The sequence below is a fragment of the Streptomyces sp. NPDC001315 genome (assembly GCF_042896175.1).
Lineage (GTDB): Bacteria > Actinomycetota > Actinomycetes > Streptomycetales > Streptomycetaceae > Streptomyces.
Window position 1 is genome coordinate 1 of record NZ_JBIAWZ010000012.1, and the last position, 21,700, is coordinate 21,700.

15 protein-coding genes and 1 pseudogene are annotated in these 21,700 nt (G+C 70.7%); 5 read left to right on the top strand and 11 right to left on the bottom strand.

Translation table 11 applies throughout. The annotated features are described in order from the left end of the window. Positions 1–389: 389 nt before the first annotated feature. The 3 genes from ACFY16_RS27870 to thyX all read right to left on the bottom strand — a co-directional run bounded on the left by ACFY16_RS27870 (position 390) and on the right by thyX (position 4,071). Entirely contained in the window at positions 390–2,075 is a 1,686-nt protein-coding gene (locus tag ACFY16_RS27870) for a ribonuclease J (RefSeq protein WP_390649938.1), read from the bottom strand. A gap of 143 nt (positions 2,076–2,218) precedes the next feature. Further along, entirely contained in the window at positions 2,219–3,118 is a 900-nt protein-coding gene (gene dapA / locus ACFY16_RS27875; RefSeq protein ID WP_390649939.1) for a 4-hydroxy-tetrahydrodipicolinate synthase, read from the bottom strand. A 212-nt stretch (positions 3,119–3,330) separates the two neighbouring features. Next, entirely contained in the window at positions 3,331–4,071 is a 741-nt protein-coding gene (thyX, locus tag ACFY16_RS27880; protein ID WP_390649940.1) for an FAD-dependent thymidylate synthase, read from the bottom strand. A 211-nt stretch (positions 4,072–4,282) separates the two neighbouring features. Between thyX and ACFY16_RS27885 the strand changes: the two genes are divergently transcribed. Continuing rightward, positions 4,283–4,522, top strand: a complete 240-nt coding sequence (locus ACFY16_RS27885; RefSeq protein WP_390649941.1) for a hypothetical protein — start codon at positions 4,283–4,285, stop codon at positions 4,520–4,522. Positions 4,523–4,646: 124 nt separating this feature from the next. Then, a complete protein-coding gene (locus ACFY16_RS27890; RefSeq protein ID WP_390649942.1) occupies positions 4,647–5,204 on the top strand; it encodes a hypothetical protein in 558 nt (185 codons plus the stop codon). 49 nt (positions 5,205–5,253) lie between these two features. Here the strand turns inward: ACFY16_RS27890 and ACFY16_RS27895 are convergent, their stop codons facing one another. The 5 genes from ACFY16_RS27895 to rpsO form a co-directional block, all read right to left on the bottom strand. After that, positions 5,254–5,688, bottom strand: coding sequence for a hypothetical protein (locus ACFY16_RS27895; RefSeq protein WP_390649943.1), 435 nt, complete (start codon positions 5,686–5,688; stop codon positions 5,254–5,256). Between the two features lie 13 nt (positions 5,689–5,701). After that, positions 5,702–6,454, bottom strand: a complete 753-nt coding sequence (dapB, locus tag ACFY16_RS27900; protein WP_390649944.1) for a 4-hydroxy-tetrahydrodipicolinate reductase — start codon at positions 6,452–6,454, stop codon at positions 5,702–5,704. 26 nt (positions 6,455–6,480) lie between these two features. Continuing rightward, the gene (locus tag ACFY16_RS27905) at positions 6,481–7,860 is read right to left on the bottom strand and encodes a M16 family metallopeptidase (protein ID WP_390649945.1); all 1,380 of its coding nucleotides are present in this window, start codon (positions 7,858–7,860) and stop codon (positions 6,481–6,483) included. Further along, positions 7,857–10,097: a polyribonucleotide nucleotidyltransferase gene (locus ACFY16_RS27910; RefSeq protein WP_390649946.1), complete on the bottom strand. Its 2,241-nt coding sequence runs from the start codon at positions 10,095–10,097 to the stop codon at positions 7,857–7,859. The genes ACFY16_RS27905 and ACFY16_RS27910 overlap by 4 nt, the downstream gene beginning before the upstream one ends. A 341-nt stretch (positions 10,098–10,438) precedes the next feature. Continuing rightward, on the bottom strand, positions 10,439–10,726 hold the full coding sequence (rpsO, locus tag ACFY16_RS27915) for a 30S ribosomal protein S15 (RefSeq protein ID WP_005479656.1): 288 nt from the start codon (positions 10,724–10,726) through the stop codon (positions 10,439–10,441). Positions 10,727–10,990: 264 nt separating this feature from the next. On the opposite strand from rpsO, the gene ACFY16_RS27920 reads away from it, so the two are divergent. Beyond that, positions 10,991–11,287: a DUF397 domain-containing protein gene (locus ACFY16_RS27920; protein ID WP_390649947.1), complete on the top strand. Its 297-nt coding sequence runs from the start codon at positions 10,991–10,993 to the stop codon at positions 11,285–11,287. A 73-nt stretch (positions 11,288–11,360) separates the two neighbouring features. On the opposite strand, the gene ACFY16_RS27925 is transcribed toward ACFY16_RS27920, so the two are convergent. After that, on the bottom strand, positions 11,361–12,866 hold the full coding sequence (locus ACFY16_RS27925) for a PQQ-binding-like beta-propeller repeat protein (protein ID WP_390649948.1): 1,506 nt from the start codon (positions 12,864–12,866) through the stop codon (positions 11,361–11,363). Between the two features lie 410 nt (positions 12,867–13,276). On the opposite strand from ACFY16_RS27925, the pseudogene ACFY16_RS27930 reads away from it, so the two are divergent. Together ACFY16_RS27930 and ACFY16_RS27935 are read left to right on the top strand one after the other, a co-directional pair. Then, a pseudogene (locus ACFY16_RS27930) lies at positions 13,277–13,357 on the top strand (SCO5717 family growth-regulating ATPase); the annotation flags it as partial. Positions 13,358–13,927: 570 nt separating this feature from the next. After that, positions 13,928–16,732 (top strand): AAA family ATPase, encoded by a 2,805-nt coding sequence (locus tag ACFY16_RS27935; RefSeq protein ID WP_390650114.1) that lies wholly within the window; start codon positions 13,928–13,930, stop codon positions 16,730–16,732. An 81-nt stretch (positions 16,733–16,813) separates the two neighbouring features. Here ACFY16_RS27935 and ACFY16_RS27940 read toward each other — a convergent pair whose 3' ends face one another. Together ACFY16_RS27940 and ACFY16_RS27945 are read right to left on the bottom strand one after the other, a co-directional pair. Further along, positions 16,814–17,761, bottom strand: coding sequence for a bifunctional riboflavin kinase/FAD synthetase (locus ACFY16_RS27940; protein ID WP_390649949.1), 948 nt, complete (start codon positions 17,759–17,761; stop codon positions 16,814–16,816). 129 nt (positions 17,762–17,890) lie between these two features. Further along, positions 17,891–21,460 (bottom strand): trypsin-like peptidase domain-containing protein, encoded by a 3,570-nt coding sequence (locus tag ACFY16_RS27945; RefSeq protein WP_390649950.1) that lies wholly within the window; start codon positions 21,458–21,460, stop codon positions 17,891–17,893. Positions 21,461–21,700: the final 240 nt, after the last annotated feature.

Sequence of the window (21,700 nt, forward strand, 5' to 3'; positions counted from 1 at the left end):
ACGGGGTATCAACATATCTGGCGTTGATTTTTGGCACGCTGTTGAGTTCTCAAGGAACGGACGCTTCCTTTGTACTCACCCGAGAGACTCTCTCGCGGCTTTCCTCCGGGCGCTTCCCTTCGGTTTTGCGTTTCCGACTCTATCAGATCTTTCCGATCCGATTTCCTCGGTGCTTTCCAGGTTCCCGCTCTCGCGTTTCCCTTTCCGGCGGCTCCGACTTTATCAGAGATTCTGAGTCGGAATTCCCGCCCCGCTCGGGGACTGGTTCCGGTGCACGAAGCAACCGGGTTCCCGTTCAGGCGGAGCCGTAAACGTACTGGAGCGGGGCGCCCCGATGCAAATCGAGGCGCCCCGCTCCAGGTTCACGCGTACGAGGGGTCGTACACGTGTCAGACCTCCACCACGACCGGGAGGATCATCGGCCTGCGTCGGTACGTGTCCGAGACCCACTTGCCCAGGGTCCTGCGGATGAGTTGCTGGAGCTGGTGCGGCTCCACCACCCCGTCCTGGGCCGAGCGTTCGAGCACCTCGGTGATCTTCGGGATGACGGCGCCGAAGGCCGCGTCCTCGATGCCCGAACCGCGGGCCTGGAGGTGCGGGCCGCCGGTGATCTTGCCGGTCGAGGCGTCGACGACCACGAAGACCGAGATGATGCCCTCGTCGCCGAGGATCTTGCGGTCCTTGAGGGCCGGCTCGCCGACGTCACCGACCGAGAGGCCGTCGACGTACACATAGCCCGCCTGGACCTTTCCGGAGATCTTCGCCTTACCGGCGATGAGGTCGACGGCGACGCCGTCCTCGGCGATGACGATGCGGTCGTGCGGAACGCCGGTGAGGGCGCCGAGCTCGGCGTTGGCACGCAGGTGGCGCCATTCGCCGTGCACCGGCATCAGGTTCTTCGGACGGCAGATGTTGTAGAAGTACAGGAGCTCGCCCGCGGACGCGTGGCCCGAGACGTGCACCTTGGCGTTGCCCTTGTGGACGACGTTCGCGCCCCAGCGGGTCAGGCCGTTGATCACGCGGTAGACCGCGTTCTCGTTGCCGGGGATCAGGGACGACGCCAGGATCACCGTGTCGCCGTCGACGATGCGGATCTGGTGGTCCCGGTTGGCCATGCGGGACAGGGCCGCCATCGGTTCGCCCTGCGAGCCCGTACAGACGAGGACCACCTCGTGGTCCGGGAGGTCGTCGAGCGTCTTCACATCCACGACCAGACCCGGCGGGACCTTCAGGTAGCCGAGGTCCCGTGCAATGCCCATGTTGCGGACCATGGAGCGGCCGACGAAGGCGACCCGGCGGCCGTACTCGTGCGCCGCGTCCAGGATCTGCTGGATGCGGTGGACGTGGCTGGCGAAGCTCGCCACGATGATCCGCTTGCCGGCGTTCGCGAAGACCTGGCGCAGGACGTTGGAGATGTCACGCTCGGGCGGGACGAAGCCCGGAACCTCCGCGTTCGTCGAGTCGGCGAGGAGGAGGTCGATGCCTTCCTCGCTCAGACGGGCGAAGGCGTGGAGATCCGTCAGACGGTTGTCCAGCGGGAGCTGGTCCATCTTGAAGTCGCCCGTGTGGACCACCATGCCGGCGGGGGTCCGGATGGCGACCGCCAGCGCGTCCGGGATGGAGTGGTTGACCGCGACGAACTCGCAGTCGAAGGGGCCGATACGTTCGCGGTTCCCCTCCGCCACCTCCAGGGTGTACGGGCGGATGCGGTGCTCCTGGAGCTTCGCCTCGATCAGGGCGAGGGTCAGCTTGGAGCCGATCAGGGGGATGTCCGGCTTCTCCCTGAGGAGGAACGGGACACCGCCGATGTGGTCCTCGTGGCCATGGGTGAGGACGATGCCCTCGATGTCGTCGAGACGGTGCCGGATCGACGAGAAGTCGGGCAGGATCAGGTCGATTCCGGGCTGCTCCTCCTCGGGGAAGAGCACTCCGCAGTCGACGATCAGCAGGCGGCCGCCGTACTCGAAGACCGTCATGTTGCGGCCGATCTCGCCGAGACCGCCGAGGGGGGTGACCCGCAGGCCGCCTTCGGGGAGCGGCGGGGGCGTACCGAGTTCAGGATGCGGATGACTCAAAAGACTCTCCTCACCACACGCGCCACGTACCGGTAGGGCACGTGGCGCGCGTGACGTTCGTGCAGAAGCAGTTGTCATGGTTGGGCGCAGGCACCGGTAGCCCGCTTATTCAGTTGTGAAGCCTGGTGGTGCAAAGTCTGTTGTCAGAGCTGTACCCCGCCTGCGGCAAGATCGATCTTGAGCTGGTCGATCTCGTGCGGGGTGAGCTCGACCATCGGCGGGCGCAGCGGTCCGGCGGGCAGGCCCTGGAGGGCGAGCGCGGCTTTCGTGGTCATGACGCCCTGGGTGCGGAACATGCCGGTGTAGACCGGGAGCAGCTTCTGGTGGATCTCCGTGGCCTTCTGGACGTCGCCCGCGGTGAACGCCTCGACCAGGGCGCGCAGCTCCGGCGTCACCACGTGGCCGACGACCGAGACGAAGCCGACCGCGCCCACCGACAGGAGGGGCAGGTTCAGCATGTCGTCGCCGGAGTACCAGGCGAGGCCCGACTGCGCGATGGCCCAGCTGGCGCGGCCGAGGTCGCCCTTGGCGTCCTTGTTGGCGACGATCCGCGGGTGCTCCGCCAGCCGGACCAGAGTCTCGGTGTTGATCGGGACGCCGCTGCGGCCGGGGATGTCGTAGAGCATGACCGGCAGCTCGGCGGCGTCGGCGACGGCCTTGAAGTGCCGGTACAGGCCCTCCTGCGGGGGCTTGTTGTAGTACGGGGTGACGACCAGGAGGCCGTGCGCGCCGGTCTTCTCGGCGGCGCGGGCCAGCTCGATGCTGTGGTGGGTGTCGTTGGTGCCGACGCCGGCCACGACGTGGGCGCGGTCGCCGACCGCGTCCAGTACGGCTCGTACGAGGTCCGATTTCTCCGCGTCGCTCGTGGTGGGCGACTCGCCGGTGGTGCCGTTGATGATCAGGCCGTCGTTGCCTGCGTCCACCAGGTGGGTGGCGAGCCGCTGTGCGCCGTCGAGGTCGAGTGCGCCGTCCGCCGTGAAGGGCGTGACCATGGCGGTGAGGACCCGCCCGAAGGGGGTCTGCGGAGTGGAGGTCGGAGCCATGGGTAACACGCTACTCGCTGCTCAATGCGTGGTCTGCCCTTGGGGTGCGGGGAAAGTCATGACAAATGTGGAACCCGGCACTGCCTGCTCGGGGGTTCAAGCAGTGCCGGGTCCGTTTGATCAGGCTAGATGAACTTCTCTAAATGCCGCAATACGGACACCTCGCGCGGCTGACCCGTACACGTGTGCTCGGCTGGAGAACAGGGCTTCGTTTACGGGGCCACACGGCCGTTCGCATTGAAGGCGGCGTACGTGAGCGGCATGAGGCCGGCCCACTCGGCCTCCATCTTCTCGCCGACCATCTCGATCTCCCGCTGCGGGAAGGACGGGACCTTGGCCAGCTCGTGCTGGGTGCGCAGGCCGAGGAAGTGCATCAGCGAGCGCGCGTTGCAGGTGGCGTACATCGAGGAGAACAGGCCGACGGGGAGAACCGCGCGGGCGACCTCGCGGGCGACGCCTGCGGCGAGCATCTCCTGGTACGCCTCGTACGACTCCCGGTAGGAGTCCTCCATGACGCGGCCGACCAGCTCCTGCTGGGCCTGGGTGCCCTCCACGAAGACGTACTTGCCCGGGCGGCCCTCCTGGACGAGCTTGCGGGACTCGTCGGGGACGTAGAAGACCGGCTGGAGCTCCCTGTAGCGGCCCGATTCCTCGTTGTACGACCAGCCCACGCGGTGTCGCATGAACTCGCGGAAGACGAAGATCGGGGCGGTGATGAAGAACGTCATCGAGTTGTGCTCGAAGGGGCTGCCGTGCCGGTCCCGCATCAGGTAGTTGATCAGGCCCTTGGAGCGCTCCGGGTCCTTTTGCAGCTCGTCCAGGGACTGCTCGCCGGCGGTGGAGACGCGGGCGGCCCACAGGACGTCGGAGTCGGCCGCGCTGTGCTTGACCAGCTCGACGGTGACATCACTGCGGAAGCTGGGCTTGAGTTCGTCGGCGGGGGTGTCGGTCACGGCTCGGCGGGTCCTTCCATCACTTCTCTCGGGCGGCGCCCACTCTACGGCCCGGCACTGACATCGGGGCGTTCGGTGCCGGGCCGCGACATCTTCGGTGAACTTCCGCTAATTCGGCGAAACCTGGCACCATTCGGGGCACTCGCTCGTCTGTGTTGGTGACAGTGATTCGTTCGATCCCCGAACGTCCTCGAGAGGAGAAGCACCACCTATGTTCCGTCGGCGTGAACCCGTCCCGTTCGCCTTCCTCGCCGAAGCCGACAGGTTCCGCAGCAATGTCACTCCCCCGCCCGGTGAGCGGGCCTCCGTCGGCCAGCTGGCCGGGCGTTGGCTGCTGGGTCTCACCATCGTCGCCGGGCTCGTGGGTTCCCTGGTCATCGGGATGCCCGCGCTGTCGCAGGACCACTCCGCGACACAGACACAGCAGTCACAGGCGTCCCAGGGGCGCTGACTCTCCCCGCTGCCCGGAGAGGGGCGTGGGAGCACCCCCATGGCCCCCCAAGGGTGGTGAGCAGGCAGACAGGCGGATAGCCTCACCGGGCACAGCCCATGCATGGATTGAGTGAGGACCAGCCGTGCCCCTGCCCTTCCTGACGGCCGACCGCACCTTCGAGGCGACCGACGACAGCGCGCTGCCGTACGACGACCGCGACCGCTGGCGGCGCCCCTACCGGCCCGGCCCGTGGCGCGTGGGCGTGGCGGCGCTGTGCCTGCTGCTCGCCTCGTACGTGCTGTTCGCGGCGGTCATCATCGCGCTGACCGACTCGCCGTCCGCCGCCGCGGTGGTCTTCGGCACGGCGCTCGTCATCATCGCCGGTTCGCTGCGGCTGCTGCGGATGGGCGTGTGGGTGAGCGCGCGCGGGCTGCGCCACGTGGGCTTCCTCGCCACGCGCACGGTGCCGTGGAAGCGGGTCGTCGCCGTGCGGACGGTGCAGCAGCCGGTGCGCTGGCTCGGGCTGCCGCGGACCGTGCAGGGGCAGGCGCTGACCCTCGTGCGCAACGATCGTGCGGCGGAGGACGTGCCGCCGTTGCTGACCACGCACAACGGGGACTTCCTGGCGCGTCCCGAGGCGTTCGACCGGGCCGCGGACAGTGTCGAGGTGTGGGCCGACGAGTACGGCCGGGGCGCCTGAGGTACCTGCGTTCATGGTTGCGGTGGTCTCGGGCGGACCACCGCAACCGTCATTTGTGCAGCGCGATCGCGCGTTGCATCGCCTTGCGGGCGCGCGGGGTGTCGCGAGCGTCGTGGTAGGCGACAGCGAGGCGGAACCAGCTGCGCCAGTCGTCGGGGGCCTCCTCCGCCTCGGCCTTGCGCCTGGCGAAGACCTCGTCGGCCGAGTCGCGGTCGATGCGGCCGCCCGGGGTCCGCTTCAGCTCGTCGACGGGCAGACCGCCCTCGGCGTCGAGTTCGGCGGCGAGCTGGTTGGCCCTGCGGACGAACTGGGTGTTCTTCCACAGGAACCACAGGCCGATCACCGGCAGGATCAGGACCGCGACACCGAAGGTGACGGTCAGGAGCGTGCCGGACTGGATGAGCATGACGCCGCGGCTGCCGACCAGGACGAAGTAGAAGACCAGGACGGCGGCCGTGACGGCGTAGGAAAGCTTTGCGCGCATGACTGTCAGAGGCTCAGTTCAGGTCCAGGAAGTGCTCCAGGCCGAAGGTCAGGCCCGGAGTGGTCACCACACGGCGCACGCCGAGCAGGATGCCCGGCATGAAGCTGCTGTGGTGCAGGGAGTCGTGGCGGATGGTCAACGTCTCGCCCTCGCCGCCCAGCAGGACCTCCTGGTGGGCCAGCAGGCCGCGCAGGCGGATCGCGTGCACCGGGACGCCGTCGACGTTCGCGCCGCGGGCGCCGTCCAGCGCCGTGACGGTGGCGTCCGGCGCCGGGGCGGAGCCCGCCTTGGCCCGCGCCTCGGCGATGAGCTGGGCGGTGCGGGTGGCGGTGCCGCTGGGGGCGTCCACCTTGTTCGGGTGGTGCAGTTCGACGACCTCGACCGACTCGAAGTAGGGCGCGGCGATCTGCGCGAACTTCATGGTCAGGACGGCGCCGATGGAGAAGTTCGGCGCGATGAGCACGCCGGTCTCCGGGGACTGGGCCAGCCGGCCCTTCAGCTGCGCGAGACGGTCGTCCGTCCAGCCGGTCGTACCGACGACGGCGTGGATGCCGTGGCCGACGCAGAAGTCGAGGTTGTCCATCACCGAGGCGGGGGTGGTCAGTTCGACCACGACCTGGGCACCGGTTTCCGCCAGCGTCTCCAGTTTGTCGCCCCGGCCGAGGGCGGCGACCAGCTCCAGGTCCTCGGCGGCCTCGACCGCCCGTACCGCCTCGGACCCGATGCGGCCCTTGGCACCGAGGACCGCCACGCGCAGCTTGCTCATCTCTCTTGCTTCCTTACCGGAGGGGGTTAGGCAACGGCGTCGTGCAGCCGCGAGGCCTGCTTGTCCTTCAGCGGGCCGATGACCGACAGCGACGGGCGCTGTCCCAGGATGTCGCGGGCGACCACGCGGACCTCGTCCGGGGTGACCGCCGCTATCTGGGCCAGCATGTCGTCGACGGACATCTGCTCGCCCCAGCAGAGCTCGCTCTTGCCGATGCGGTTCATCAGCGCGCCCGTGTCCTCGAGCCCGAGGACGGTGGAGCCCTGGAGCTGGCCTATGGCACGGCCGATCTCGTCATCGGAGAGGCCGTGCTCGGCCACGTGGTCGAGCTCGTCGCGGCAGATCTTCAGCACGTCGTGCACCTGGCTCGGGCGGCAGCCCGCGTACACGCTGAAGAGGCCGCAGTCGGCGAAGCCCGAGGTGTACGAGTACACGCTGTAGGCCAGGCCGCGCTTCTCGCGGACCTCCTGGAAGAGGCGGGAGGACATGCCGCCGCCGAGGGCGGTGTTCAGCACGCCGAGGGCCCAGCGCCGGTCGTCGGTGCGGGCCAGGCCGGGCATGCCGAGGACGACGTGTGCCTGCTCCGTCTTACGGCCGAGCAGTTCGACGCGGCCCGCGGTGCGGATGGTGCGCCGGCCGTCGCGCGGGGCGATGGGCGTGGTGTCGGGGTTCTTGAAGGCGCCCGCCTTCTCGAAGGCGGCACGGACCTGTCGTACGACCTTGTTGTGGTCGATGTTGCCCGCGGCCGCCACGACCAGGTGGGTCGGGTCGTAGTGCCTCTTGTAGAAGCGGCGGATGCGGTCGGCGGTCAGGGCGTTGACCGTGTCGACGGTGCCCAGGACCGGGCGGCCGAGGGGGTTGTCGCCGAACATGGTGTGCGCGAACAGGTCGTGCACACAGTCGCCCGGGTCGTCCTCGGTCATCGCGATCTCTTCGAGGATCGCGCCCCGCTCGACGTTGACGTCCTCTTCGCGGATGAGCGAGCCGGTCAGCATGTCGCAGACGACGTCGATGGCGAGCGGCAGGTCGGTGTCGAGCACGCGCGCGTAGTAGCACGTGTACTCCTTGGCCGTGAACGCGTTCATCTCGCCGCCGACCGCGTCGATGGCGGAGGAGATGTCCAGTGCGCTGCGGCGCGACGTGCCCTTGAAGAGCAGGTGCTCCAGGTAGTGCGTGGCGCCGTTCAGGGCCGGGGTCTCGTCGCGGGAGCCGACGTGTGCCCAGATGCCGAAGGTCGCCGAACGGACCGAGGGCAGGGTCTCGGTGACGATGCGCAGGCCGCCCGGGAGGGTGGTCTTGCGGACCGTGCCGATGCCGTTGGTGCCCTTGATGAGGGTTTGGGTACGGGCGACGGCCCGCGCCTCCGAAGAGGTGCGGGCCGTCGCCGTGGAGCTACTCGACGTCACTTGTCGGTGTCGTCCTTCTTGTCGTCCGCGGCGGAGCCGCTGTCAGATGCAGCCTCTTCGCCCTCGATGACCGGGATCAGGGAGAGCTTGCCGCGGGAGTCGATCTCGGCGATCTCGACCTGGACCTTCTGGCCCACGCCGACGACGTCCTCGACGTTCTCCACGCGCTTGCCGCCGGCGAGCTTGCGGATCTGCGAGATGTGCAGCAGACCGTCCTTGCCCGGGAGCAGCGAGACGAACGCACCGAAGGTGGTGGTCTTGACGACCGTACCCAGGTAGCGCTCGCCGACCTCCGGCATGGTCGGGTTCGCGATGCCGTTGATCGTGGCGCGGGCGGCCTCGGCGGCCGGGCCGTCGGCGGCACCGATGTAGATGGTGCCGTCGTCCTCGATCGTGATCTCGGCGCCGGTGTCCTCCTGGATCTGGTTGATCATCTTGCCCTTGGGGCCGATGACCTCGCCGATCTTGTCCACGGGGATCTTGACGGTGATGATCCGCGGGGCGTTCGGGGACATCTCGTCCGGCGTGTCGATCGCTTCCATCATCACGTCGAGGATGTGGAGGCGGGCGTCACGGGCCTGCTTGAGCGCGGCGGCCAGGACGGAGGCGGGGATGCCGTCCAGCTTGGTGTCGAGCTGGAGAGCGGTGACGAACTCCTTGGTGCCGGCGACCTTGAAGTCCATGTCGCCGAAGGCGTCTTCCGCACCGAGGATGTCGGTGAGGGCGACGTAGTGCGTCTCGCCGTTGATCTCCTGGGAGATCAGACCCATGGCGATACCGGCGACCGGGGCCTTCAGGGGCACACCGGCGTTCAGCAGCGACATGGTGGAGGCGCAGACCGAACCCATGGACGTCGAGCCGTTGGAGCCGAGGGCCTCGGACACCTGACGGATCGCGTACGGGAACTCCTCGCGCGTCGGCAGGACCGGCACGATGGCGCGCTCGGCGAGGGCGCCGTGGCCGATCTCGCGGCGCTTCGGGGAGCCGACGCGGCCGGTCTCGCCGACGGAGTACGGCGGGAAGTTGTAGTTGTGCATGTAGCGCTTGCGGGTCACCGGCGAAAGGGTGTCCAGCTGCTGCTCCATGCGGAGCATGTTGAGGGTGGTGACGCCCAGGATCTGGGTCTCGCCACGCTCGAACAGCGCCGAGCCGTGCACGCGCGGGATGGCCTCGACCTCGGCGGCGAGCGTACGGATGTCCGTGACGCCGCGGCCGTCGATGCGCTTCTTCTCCTTGATGACGCGCTCACGGACCAGGGACTTGGTCAGCGAGCGGTACGCGGCGGAGATCTCCTTCTCGCGGCCCTCGAACTCCGGGAGGAGCTTCTCGGCGGCGAGCGCCTTGACGCGGTCAAGCTCGGCCTCGCGGTCCTGCTTGCCCGCGATGGTCAGCGCGGAGGCCAGCTCCGGGCGGACGGCGGCGGACAGCGCCTCGAGGACGTCGTCCTGGTAGTCCAGGAAGATCGGGAACTCGGCGGTCGGCTTGGCGGCCTTGGCGGCGAGGTCGGCCTGGGCCTTGCAGAGCACCTTGATGAAGGGCTTCGCGGCTTCCAGACCGGCGGCGACGACCTCCTCGGTCGGCGCCTCGGCGCCGCCCTTGACCAGCTGGATGGTCTTCTCGGTGGCCTCGGCCTCGACCATCATGATCGCGACGTCGCCGTCCTCCAGGACGCGACCGGCGACGACCATGTCGAAGACGGCGTCCTCGAGCTCGGTGTGCGTCGGGAACGCGACCCACTGGCCGTTGATCAGCGCGACGCGAACGCCGCCGACCGGGCCGGAGAAGGGCAGACCGGCCAGCTGCGTGGACGCGGACGCGGCGTTGATCGCCACGACGTCGTACAGGTGGTCGGGGTTGAGCGCCATGATCGTGGCGACGACCTGGATCTCGTTGCGCAGGCCCTTCTTGAAGGACGGGCGCAGCGGGCGGTCGATGAGGCGGCAGGTGAGGATGGCGTCCTCGGAGGGCCGGCCCTCACGGCGGAAGAAGCTGCCGGGGATCTTGCCGGCGGCGTACATCCGCTCCTCGACGTCCACCGTCAGGGGGAAGAAGTCGAGCTGGTCCTTGGGGTTCTTGGAGGCGGTGGTGGCCGACAGCACCATGGTGTCGTCGTCCAGGTACGCCACTGCGGAGCCGGCGGCCTGCTTGGCCAGGCGGCCCGTCTCGAAGCGGATGGTGCGGGTGCCGAAGGCGCCATTGTCGATGACGGCCTCGGCGTAGTGGGTCTCGTTCTCCACTAGCGTTTTCTCCTCGTCTTCGTCCCTCCTCGCCCGTGTGGCGGGGGGACGGTGGCGGAGAAGCGCTCCGTCTGGTGCGGGCCGGTCTTCGATCGAAGCACCCGGGGCTCTCTTCCCCCCGGGGGCCACTACCGAGGACCGGCGGCGGCGAGGTGCGCTTCTCCTCGTTCGGTTGTGCGTGGTGCCGCGATACCCGGTACGGGTACGGCCTATCACACGGTGTCGTACGTATTGCGTTGTGCTACCACACTACAAAGGGGCAGTGACACTCCGCACGTTTCCGCACGTACGGCAAAGGGAGCGGTCCCGATCATTTCGGGAACCGCTCCCTTCACGACGTCTTACTTGGCGCCCGCAGCACCACGGCGGATGCCGAGGCGGTCGACCAGCGCGCGGAAGCGCTGGATGTCCTTCTTGGCCAGGTACTGCAGCAGGCGACGGCGCTGACCGACCAGGATCAGCAGACCCCGGCGGGAGTGGTGGTCGTGCTTGTGGGTCTTGAGGTGCTCGGTCAGGTCCGAGATCCGGCGCGACAGCATGGCGACCTGGACCTCGGGGGAGCCGGTGTCGCCCTCCTTGGTACCGAACTCGGTGATGATCTGCTTCTTCGTAGCGGCGTCGAGCGACACGCGTACTCCTCGTAGTCTGTGAGTAGCCACCGAGTGCCCCTGGTCCACTTCTCAGGGGAGCTTCCGTAACTCGGGAGGCGGGGATCCGCTGGGCGCGGCCTTCAGAGCGGTGCTCCGGGGGCGCGTACACAAACGGCCGTCGTCCAGGGTACCAGCAGGCGAGGGTCCCCTCGGCCACGGTCCCCGAACCGCCCGGACGGCACCATGGCGGCCACTAGGGTGAACGACTGGATCATCCGTACGTCGGGAAGGGGTCGCTTCGCCATGGCGGAGGAAGTGAGCGAGGACGTCAAGGCGCGCAAGGAGCGTGAACGGGACGAGCTCTACGCGCTCGACATCTCGGACGTCGAGTGGCACAGCGCGCCCGGTACGGAGGAGCACGAGGAGCGGGTCGAGATCGCCTACCTTCCCGCCGGCGCGGTGGCCATGCGGTCGTCACTCGACCCTGACACCGTGCTGCGGTACACGGAGGCGGAGTGGCGGGCCTTCGTGCTCGGCGCGCGGGACGGGGAGTTCGACCTGGAGCCGGCGCCGCACAACGGCGGGCTCGACGTGGAGTGAGCGGGACGACGATATGACAAAGGGGCGGTACGCGCGCGTACCGCCCCTTTTTGCGTTGCCGTAAGTGCCGCCGTCAGTGCTTCAGGCCGGCGCTCCCCACGCCGATGGCGCTCAGCACCGGGTCCTTGGGGGCGTCGTCGTCGCGGACCAGTGCCCGCGCGCCGAAGAAGATCCGGCCCTTCTCGAAGACGATGTCCGTCTGTTCCGGATCGCTGAGCTCGTACTCGTCGTCGTCCGGGAGCTGGAAGAAGAGGTAAGGGGTCTCCTTGTCCGTGCGCGGGTTCCAGCTCACCACGGCCGCCGGCGCGAGGGTGCCCGCGCCCCGGCGGTAGATGAGGAGCTCGTCGCCGCTCGTCCTCAGCGGATGGACCATCTGCATCCAACGGCCGTCGAACTTGCCCTGCGTGGTGCCCGTCTTGAGGTCGAAGGCCACGATCCAGTCCGACGGCTGGTCGTTGGCGATGTTCTCCTTGCTCATGACGTAGGCCTGGTTCCGCCCCACGACCATGCCGTCGCAGTTCTCCGTCACGCCGAAGTACGGCGAGGAGTAGTACCGATCGCCGCACTTGGCGTCGTAGCCGCTGAGGGACATGGTGGCGAGGTGCTCGCCGTGGTCGTCGAGCGAGATCAGGTCGGTCACCGCGCTGTCCCCGGCCGCGACGGCGAGGACGGGCGGGTCGGACGAGGGCAGGTAGACGGCCTGGACACCGCTCGCGACCTTGTACGTCCACTGCGGCTTGCCCGTGCGCGGTTCGAGCCGCTGCACCTTGTACGTGGCGTCCGTCGCCTCACCACAGCTGACCAGGGCGAGCAGCGCGCGTCCGCCGGCGAAGCCCTTGTCCTCGCACTTGGAGACGGTCGTGCTGTTCCAGAGCTGCTTGCCGTCCTTCATGTCGTACGCCACCGAGCCCCGCCCCCAGGCCACGGCGACGACGCCCTTGGTCAGGGTGAGGTTGGTGTTGGTGACGTACGCGAACTGGGCCGAGGGCATCTTCTTCTGCCACAGCTTCTTGCCGGTGTTCAGGTCGACGAACACCACCTGGTCGCAGACGCCTTCGGTCTCCGCGCCCTCGGCCTTCGGGGGCTGGACGACGACGGCGGTTCGGCCGTCGGCGGTGACGTGCCTGCTGGTGGCGCAGAGGTGGCCGCCCAGTTTGAGTGTCCAGGCCGTCTCGTCGTACGTGGGCTTGATCCGGTAGCCCTCGATCCGGTCGGCGACGCCCCTGGCGAAGATCTTGTCGGTGGCCCAGGTGCCGGGCGCGTAGCGCGGGTTGGTCTCGGTGCTCTTGGAGAGGTTCTCCTCGTTGTGCTCGATGACCAGTTGCCCCTCGGGCGAACCGGGGGCCTTCTCGATCGTCTCCCTGATGTCGTCCGGGCTCTGGACGACGGGCGCCGTCTTGCCGTCGGCGGACGCGCTGTCGTCCCCCGCGGACGACAGGAGCCAGCCACCGGCACAGAGTCCGACGACCACGAGGGCGGCCAGGGCGCCGAGCAGTTTCGTCCGCCGACGCTTGCGGGCGGTCCGGTCGGCGGCCAGGGCGGATTGAGTGAAGACGGAAGGGGGTGGGCCGAAGCTCACGCGGAAGGGTCCTTTTCTGCTCTGCCGGGGACGGGCGTGATCGGCCCCCACTATGCCGGTCAACGTTCTTACAGGGCACGTCGGTTAGGGCCCGGCAACGATCAGCTCTCTTCACCTTCTGTCCTGCTTTTTCACGAATGTCATCCGGTTTGTTCACCAATACGCGGGCTGCGTACGGCACTTCCGGGCAGGCTGTGACGCAGTGGGCAGGTGCTCAGGGGCGGACGGGCCTGCCGAGGTGGGGCTTGCGGTGATTAGGCTGGGACCGGGCGCGATGCCAGAACCCGTGGACCGGGCGTCGGCGTCCCAGGGGGAGAGCCGGTTGATCGGACGACCTCGAACGACTTCGGACGACAAGAAATGGTCGCCCCGGCACGGCATGAGGGTGCTCGACCACACCAGGAGGAACTGTGAGCAGCGATCGGGACGGGATCCGCGGGGGCTGGGCCACACCCGGCGATGACCAGCCCGACGTCGAGTCCGACATCGAGATGACGGGCGAGTTCACCATCGACTACGCGCCGCCTGCCTGGTACACGCAGAACGCGGCGGGGAGTTCGGGGGCTGGGGATGACGCGGGTTCCGGTGGTGATGCCGGTGGTGGCAGTGGTGGGAGTGGTCCTGCCGCTGGTGGTGGCGCGGGGGCCGGGCGGGCCGTGGGCACGGGGTTTCCGTCCGGGCCTTCGGGAGCGCCGCTTCCGGGACTGACGCCGCCCGCCCACGCTACGCCGTCGTCCGGGGCGCCCTTCACGCCGCCCCCGACGGCGACTCCTGGGGCGCCGTTCACTCCGCCCCAGGTGCCTGCGCCGGCCGTACCGCCCGCACAGCCCGCGCCGCCTGTGGGGAGTCCGATTGCCGTGCCCCGGCTGCCGGTGGGGAGCGGGTTCGAGCCTTCGGCTCCCTCAACTCCCTCAACTCCCTTGACTCCTCCGGCTCCTCCGGCTCCTCCGGCTCCCTCAGTGGACGCTGCGTCGCCGACGGCTGTGCCAAACATTCCGGTGGGCGGGTTCCAGGCGCAGTGGGGGGCGGCAGCCACGCCGGCGGCAACTCCCGCGTCTCCCGTGGTTCCGACTGCCCATGTCGCCCCCGCTGCCGGTGACGACGACAGCGACTCCGGGAACGGGGATCTGGAGAGCGGCGCCACCATGCGGTTCTCCGCTGGCGCCCTGAAGCGGGAGATCGCGGAGCGGGCTGCCGAGACTGAGACTCAGGAGCAGGAAGCGGAGGTCGAGAGTTCCGCCACCGACGCTCCCTTGCCGTCCGCGGACACGTATCCGGTTGCGGAGGCGGACCCGGTTACAGAGGCAGACGCAGAGACGGAGGCTGCCGACGTGGCCGACGCCCAGGACGTGGCGGACTCGGCCGAGACCGGCTCGCCGGAAACCGAGGACGCGTCCGTCGAGGGTGCCGGCGAGGAAGCCATAGCGCCTTCGGACGCTGAGCCCGCCGCGGCTTCGGCCGACGACATCGAGGGGTCGGGCACCGACCCCGAGGACGAGGACGCTGTGTCCTCGGACGCCGACGCCGACGCCATCGACATCGTCACGGAAGACGCCGTACACGACGGCACCGACGCCGATACCGATGGCAGTGCCGATGACGCCGAACCCACTGACGCAGACGTGGTGGACGCGGACGTCGAGCCTGCCGACAGCGTGCCCGCAGACGCGGAGCCTGCGGACGCCGTCCCCGCCGAGCCTCAGGACGCGGTTCCGGACCCGGCCGATGCCCCGCAGGACGCTCCGCCTGCCTGGACTCCCCCGCCGGCGCCGCAGGGCGGATTGCCGCCGCTGCCGCCGTCGTACCAGCCCGCGGCCCCGGCCGCAGCGGCCCAGTGGCCCGCGCAGCCCCAGCCTCAGCAGGTGGAAGCGCCGGCCCAGCCGCCGTTCCAGCCGCAGGCGCCCCAGCCCGCGCCCGCCGCCTGGAACCCGCCCGCACCGTACGCCCCCGCCACCCCGGATCCGGCCGCGCGGCAGCCGAGCGAGGCCCCCGCTCCCCTGGCGCCCCATGCGCAGGGCGGCTACGGCTTCCCGCAGCCTGGCGGCTCCGCGGCTCCCGCAGCGCCCAACGCCTCCGCCGGTTACGGCTTCCCCCACCCCGGCACCCCTGCGCCTGCCCCCACAACCCCCGACGCCCAAGGCGGCTACGGCTTCCCGAACCCGGGCACCGCCCCCGCCCCCACGCCCCCCAACACCCCCGGGGCCTACGGCTTCCCGCACTCCGGCGCCCCCGCCCCCGGACAGTCCGGCGGTTACGGGTTCCCCCAGCCGCCCGCGCCGCATGGGCAGCCGCAGCAGGCGGAGACGCAGGCCCCGTCGGCGGCTGCGTACGGATTCGCCCCGCAAGCCCCGCAGACCCCGCAGTCGCCTCAGCCCGCACAGGCACCGCAGGTACCCCAGGCGCCGCAAGAACACCAAGCCCCCGCGGCCCCGCAGGTACCCCACGCACCCAACGGTCCACACGGACCCCACGCCCCGCACCCCTCGCAGCCTCCGCAGGGACATCCGCAGGCCCCGCAGCCGCCGCAGCCGCAGCCGCCGCAGCCGCAGCCGCCGCAGCCGCCACAGCACCAGCAGCCCCCCGTAGACCCCCGTGCCGGTGCCGCCTGGCCGCAGGCCATCCAGCACGACCAGCGGCAGATGACCAACCCCGGTGCCGCGCCGCTCGGTTACACCGCGGCCGTGGAGCTGTCGTCGGACCGGCTGCTCAACAACAAGAAGCAGAAGGCGAAGAGCGGGCGGCCGACCGCGACCGGCGGGCGCTTCAAGATCGGTGGCAAGAAGGAGGAGGCCGAGCGGCAGCGGAAGCTCGACCTCATCCGGACGCCCGTGCTGTCGTGCTACCGGATCGCCGTCATCAGCCTCAAGGGCGGTGTCGGCAAGACCACCACGACCACCGCGCTGGGCTCCACGCTCGCCACCGAGCGCCAGGACAAGATCCTCGCCATCGACGCGAACCCGGACGCCGGTACCCTCGGGCGGCGCGTCCGGCGGGAGACCGGGGCCACCATCCGTGACCTCGTCCAGGCGATCCCGTACCTCAACTCGTACATGGACATCCGCCGGTTCACGTCCCAGGCGCCGTCCGGGCTGGAGATCATCGCCAACGACGTCGACCCGGCCGTGTCGACGACGTTCAACGACGAGGACTACCGGCGCGCCATCGACGTGCTGGGCAAGCAGTACCCGGTCATCCTCACCGACTCGGGTACCGGTCTGCTGTACAGCGCCATGCGCGGTGTGCTGGACCTCGCCGACCAGCTCATCATCATCTCGACGCCGTCCGTGGACGGTGCGAGCAGCGCCAGTACGACGCTGGACTGGCTGTCCGCGCACGGGTACGCCGACCTCGTCTCGCGGTCCATCACCGTCATTTCGGGTGTTCGTGAGACCGGAAAGATGATCAAGGTGGAGGACATCGTCAGCCACTTCGAGACGCGCTGCCGCGGTGTCGTCGTCGTCCCGTTCGACGAGCATCTCGCCGCCGGCGCCGAGGTCGACCTCGACATGATGCGGCCGAAGGTGCGGGAGTCGTACTTCAACCTCGCGGCGATGGTCGCCGAGGACTTCGTCCGGCACCAGCAGATGCACGGCCTGTGGACCAGCGACGGCAACCCGCCGCCGGTGGCCGCCCCGCCGATGCCGGGCCAGCCGTACGCCGGTCAGCCCTACCCCCAACAGCAGCCGGGCCACCCGTACCCGCAGCCCGGACAGCCCTACGCTCAGCCCGGGCAGCCGGGACAGCCGGGAGAGCCGCCTGCCCAGCCCTACCCGCCGGCCGGTCAGCCCTACCCGCAGCAGCCGGGGCAGCCGTACCCGCAGCCGGGCTACCCGCAGCCCCCTCAGCCTCAGCCTCCGCAGCAGTAGCCCCGTAGGCGAGTGAACGCGAAGGGCGGCCGGTGTCCTGAAGACACCGGCCGCCCTTCGTCATCGTACGAACAGGAACCGTTACCCGGCCGCCTCCACCAGCTCCCGGCAGCGCTTCACGTCCTCGGCGATCTGCTCGAGCAGGGCTTCCAGCGAGTCGAACTTCGCCTGGCCGCGGACGTAGGCCAGGAAGTCGACGGCGACGTGCAGGCCGTAGAGATCCAGGCCGACGCGGTCGATGGCGTACGCCTCAACCGTGCGCTCCGTGCCGTCGAACTGCGGGTTCGTGCCGACTGAGATGGCGGCGGGCATTGCCTCGCCGTTCGCGTGCAGCCAGCCGGCGTAGACGCCGTCGGCCGGGATCGCGGTGTGGGGCAGTGTCTCGACGTTCGCCGTCGGGAAGCCCATCTCGCGGCCTCGTTGGGCGCCGCGGACGACCACGCCCTCCACACGGTGCGGGCGGCCCAGGATCTCGGCGGCGCCCTCGACGTCGCCCACGGCGACCAGGCGCCGGGTCAGCGTGGAGGAGAACGGCTCGCCGCCGCCCGCAGCACCGCTCACGTACAGGTCGACGACCTCGACCTCGAAGTCGTAGACCTCGCCCTGCTCGGTGAGGAACTCCACGTTGCCCGCGGCCTTGTGGCCGAAGCGGAAGTTCGGGCCCTCGACGACCGCCTTGGCGTGCAGCCTGTCCACCAGGACCTTGACGACGAAGTCGGCCGGCGACAGCTTCGAGAACTCCGTCGTGAACGGCAGGATCAGCACCGCGTCCACGCCCAGCTCCGCCATCAGTTCGGCGCGGCGGTGGTGCGGGGCAAGCAGCGGCGGGTGGCTGCCGGGGCGGACGACCTCACTGGGGTGCGGGTCGAAGGTGACCACGACGGACGGGACGCCCAGCTCACGGGCGCGCTCCACGGCATGCCTGATGATCAGCTGGTGGCCCCGGTGGACTCCGTCGTAGGAGCCGATGGTGACGACGCTGCGCCCCCAGTCCTCGGGGATGTCCTCCAAGCCACGCCAGCGCTGCACTGTGACCGCTCCTTGTCGAACCCGTGTCCGTTACTTGCCTCCTGTGCAGATCTAAGGGTGCCATGCCGAGTGCTCCCGCCCCGCATCGGCATGGTGGCTGTGACGGGGCGCACTCTTCACGCCACGGGATCAGGCCGGTACCCGTACCCCCGCCAGGTTCTCGATCATCCGGCGGGTGCTGGGTCCGACCACCGCGGCCCAGTCCGCCGGGGCGTCGGTCAGCCAGCCGGCCATGCGTGCGGCGAAGCCGGGGGCCTGGCGGCCGAGGTCGACCAGACCGCGGTCGAAACGGGTCGCGCCGTCCGGGGTGCGGACCAGGAGCAGACCGGTGCGGTGGACGAGGTCCCGGAGGCCGTCGCCATCGCCGCCGTCGTCGCCGTCGTGCCGGACGGCGGCGCGCAACAGGGCCTCCAGGACGGCGGGGTCCCGTTCATGGGTGAGGAGGAACTCGCGCAGTTCGCGGCGCAGGGGGCGGGAGGCCGGGGTGCCGGGAGCGGTGAGCACGGCGGCCAGCTCGGCCCGCACCTGCTCCGGGCCGCCGCCGTCCAGGAGGCCGGTGACCAGCGGGAAGAGGACGGTCCGGGCGGCAGGGCCCTCGTCGAGGCGGCGGTCGACGTACGCGGCCACCTGGGCGGCTGTGGCCGTGTTCGCTGCCGCCGCCTCGTGCACCAGGGTCGCTACCCGGCGGGCCAGGGTGGGCGTGGTGACGTCCGCGAGGGTGCGCAGCGCCTCATCGGCGTCGGCCCTGCGCAGCCGCGCCCGGAAGGCCTCCAGGACCGGCTCGGGGTCGCTGGTCAGGGCCGGGACCAGCGCGCTCGGCGGGATCTGCGGATCGGCCGCCGCGAAGTGTTTCAGCGCCTGCGGGAGGTGGCGGGCGCGGGTGCGCGGATCACGTACGAGCAGGGCGAGCGCACCACCGTGCAGGGTGCGGTCGGCGGGGCGGGCGAGCAGGTCGAGAGCCGCGTAGCGCAGCAGCTCGCGGTCGGCCTCGGTGCGGACGTGCGGGGCGGCGCACAGCCCGTACGCCACCGCCGCCACCCGCCGGGCCGGCCGTGCGTCGTGCGCCCACCGGTCGACGGCCCGGCACACGGCGGACGGCTCGTCCTCGGCGAGGACTGCGAGGAGTTCGTCGGCGCGTCGGTGCGCGCAGTCGACGAGGAGCTCGGCCAGGTCGTCCAGGGCGCGGTGCCGGTGGGTGTGCAGCAGCGCCTGCGCGGCCGTCGCCACAGTCGCGTGCGGGGTCGCGGGCAGCGGCCGCTCGTCGTCGAACCAGCTGGTGAGGTGCGGTTGTACGGCGCCGGGGTCGGCGGCGAGGAGCGCTGCGACGGCGTCGAGGTAACGGGGCGGGCCGGTGTCGTGCGGGGCGGCGTCGGCGACGACCAGGCGGCGCAGGAGGTCGAGGCGGCCGGCCTCGGGAAGGGTGAGGGCGGTCCAGAAGGCGGGGCCGAACTCCCCCGGTACGGGCCGCTGTTGCTGTCGCCGGACGACGATCCAGTCGATGAGCAGGCGCAGCACGCCGATGTACGGCGTCGCGTCCGGCACGCGTCGCAGCACCTCGGCGAGCAGCCGGGCCGCCCACCAGGAGTGCGGGTTGTCGTCCAGGGCGACCTTCAGCTCCTCCAGGCGGACGGCGAGCAGGCGGGTGCCGTGCTGGCGGGCGAGGAGAAGCAGGGACTGGACGACGGGGCCGATGCGGTGGGGCGGCACGGGGAGGGAGCGCGCGTCCTTCGGTGCGCTGTGCACCAGGACGCGCAGGGCCTCGTCCAGGTCGAGGTGCATGCCCTGGATCCAGTCGGCGAGCTCCTCGTGGGCGAAGCGGTAGCCGCTTCCGGCGGGGACGAGGAGGCCCTCGGTGAGGACGGCGGACGCCCAGCCGGTTCCGCCGCCGAGCCGCCTCGGGGCAGTGCCCCACGGGAACACCGCCTCGAACGACTGCCGGTCCAGCTCGCCCTGGCCGGGGCCGAGGCTGCGCCGGGCCGCCTCGTGGACCTGCCCGGAGACCTTCGCCGCGAGGCGCCGTACGGCGGTCCCGCGCAGTCCGTTCGCGGCGGCGAGGCGGACGGCGATGCGCAGGCACATCAGGTCGAGGTGGGCGGCGAGGACGTCGTCCCCGTCGATCGGGGCGTCCGGGGCGTCGGGAACGGCGGCGCGCACCTCCGAGAGGAGGCGGAGCGTGAGGGGGTGGCGGGCGTGGGGCCCGGTGAGGACGGTGTCGGGAATGCCGTAGCGCTCGCGCGCGAGCCGGGACTCGTCGGCGCCCAGGTCGCCGAGGTGCACGCAGGGCGGGAGGGCGCGGTCGGGGTCCCGGGCCGCGTGCCGGCCGTCGTACAGCACCTCCCGGGGGAACTCCGCCCCCGCCCGCTCCCAGTACTCCGCCCGGCAGCCCACGACCAGCCGTGCCCCCGCCTCCCGCAGCCACTTCGCCGTCGCCGTCGTCCAGTCGGCCAGGCGGTGGGCGAGGACAGGCGGCATCTCCTCGGGGCCGTCGAGCAGGAGCAGCAGGGGGTGACCGGCGGTGTGGGCGAGACGGGCCAGGCGTTCGGGGGTGATGTCGCCGAGGTCGGCGGGGAGGGTGGGGTCGGAGGCGGCCACGATGCGGGCGGCGCGGGTCAGTGCCCGGCGGGCGGCGTCCGCCACGGAGCCGTCGTCGTCCTGGAGGTCGGCGCCGCGCAACCACAGTGTGGGCGCTGGCTGCCTGCCCCGGTTGCGGCGGGCGGCGAGGGCCGCGAGTTCCGTCGTACGACCGCTGCCGGGGGCGCCGACGAGGCCGAGGACAGCGGCCGGGCCTGCGGCGAAAGCCGCGAACTCCGCTGCCGTCGCGGCCCGTTCGACCGGTTCGACCACCGGTCCCAGGCCCGCCGCGCCGGGTGGGCCGACGTAGCCCGCCAAGGTGCCGGGCGGGCCGTCCGAGCCCACGGAGGTGGCCGTGAGCTCCAGCACGCCGGCCAGGTTGAGGTCGGCGCCGTACGCCGGGACCGTCGCCGCGTTACGGGCGAGCAGGTCGGCGAGCGGGCCTTCTTCGGGGCGATGCGGCGGGCCGTCCCCGGAGCCGCACAGCGGGCCCTCCTCGGAGCGGCGCAGAGGGACGGCGAACCCGGTGTCGCGGTGGCCGGACTGCAGCGCGGTACCGACGACGCCGACGACGGCGCCGGTCGCCGCGTCGAGCACCGGTGCCCCGGCTGCCCCGCCGCCCAGGCGCAGGGCGTCCCGGCCTGCCGTGCCGATCGCCAACTCCAGTACGTCGTCCAGGAGATGGAAGCGGTCCGTGGCCGTGTACGTCACCGGCGTCTCGCCCAGCACCCGCGCCTCCCGCCAGCAGCCGGCGACGACGCGTACGTACGTGCCCGTCTCGACCCGGCCGCGCACGGTGACGGGCAGCGGGTCCACGCCGAGGCCCTCGGTGCGTACGAGGGCCAGGTCCAGGGCGGGCAGCGGGGTCACCGCGTCCGCGGTCACGACGCAGGTGCGGTCCCCGGCGGCGTGCAGGACGAGCCGGGGCAGGCCGTCGACCGCCTCATGGCTGGTGATCACCGTGCCGTGGTGGTCGGCGACGAATCCCGTGCCGCGGGGGCGGCCGGCCAGGTCGCGGATGTGGACGAGGGCGTCGTCGGAAGGATCTTCGCGGTGGCCGGGTGCGGTGGTTTCCGCGTCGTCCGGCGTGCGGCGGCCGCCACCCGTCCGCGGGCCCCGTCCCGCCATGGTCGTACCTCCCCGCCCTGCGCGCGTTCCCTCTGTTCGACGGTAGGCGCGCGGTGATCGGCAGGACAGATCGCGGGGTGAACGCGCCCCCTCACGCTCCCTCGGTTCACTCCGAGCGCCTGCCCGGACGGGTGAATGGAGCGGGACCGGTGGATACACCCTAGGGGTGGGGGAACCGAGGGGGGACCGTGGAGCGGCGGCAGTGGAAGACCCCGTGTTCGCCGCTCCACGGGCACTACG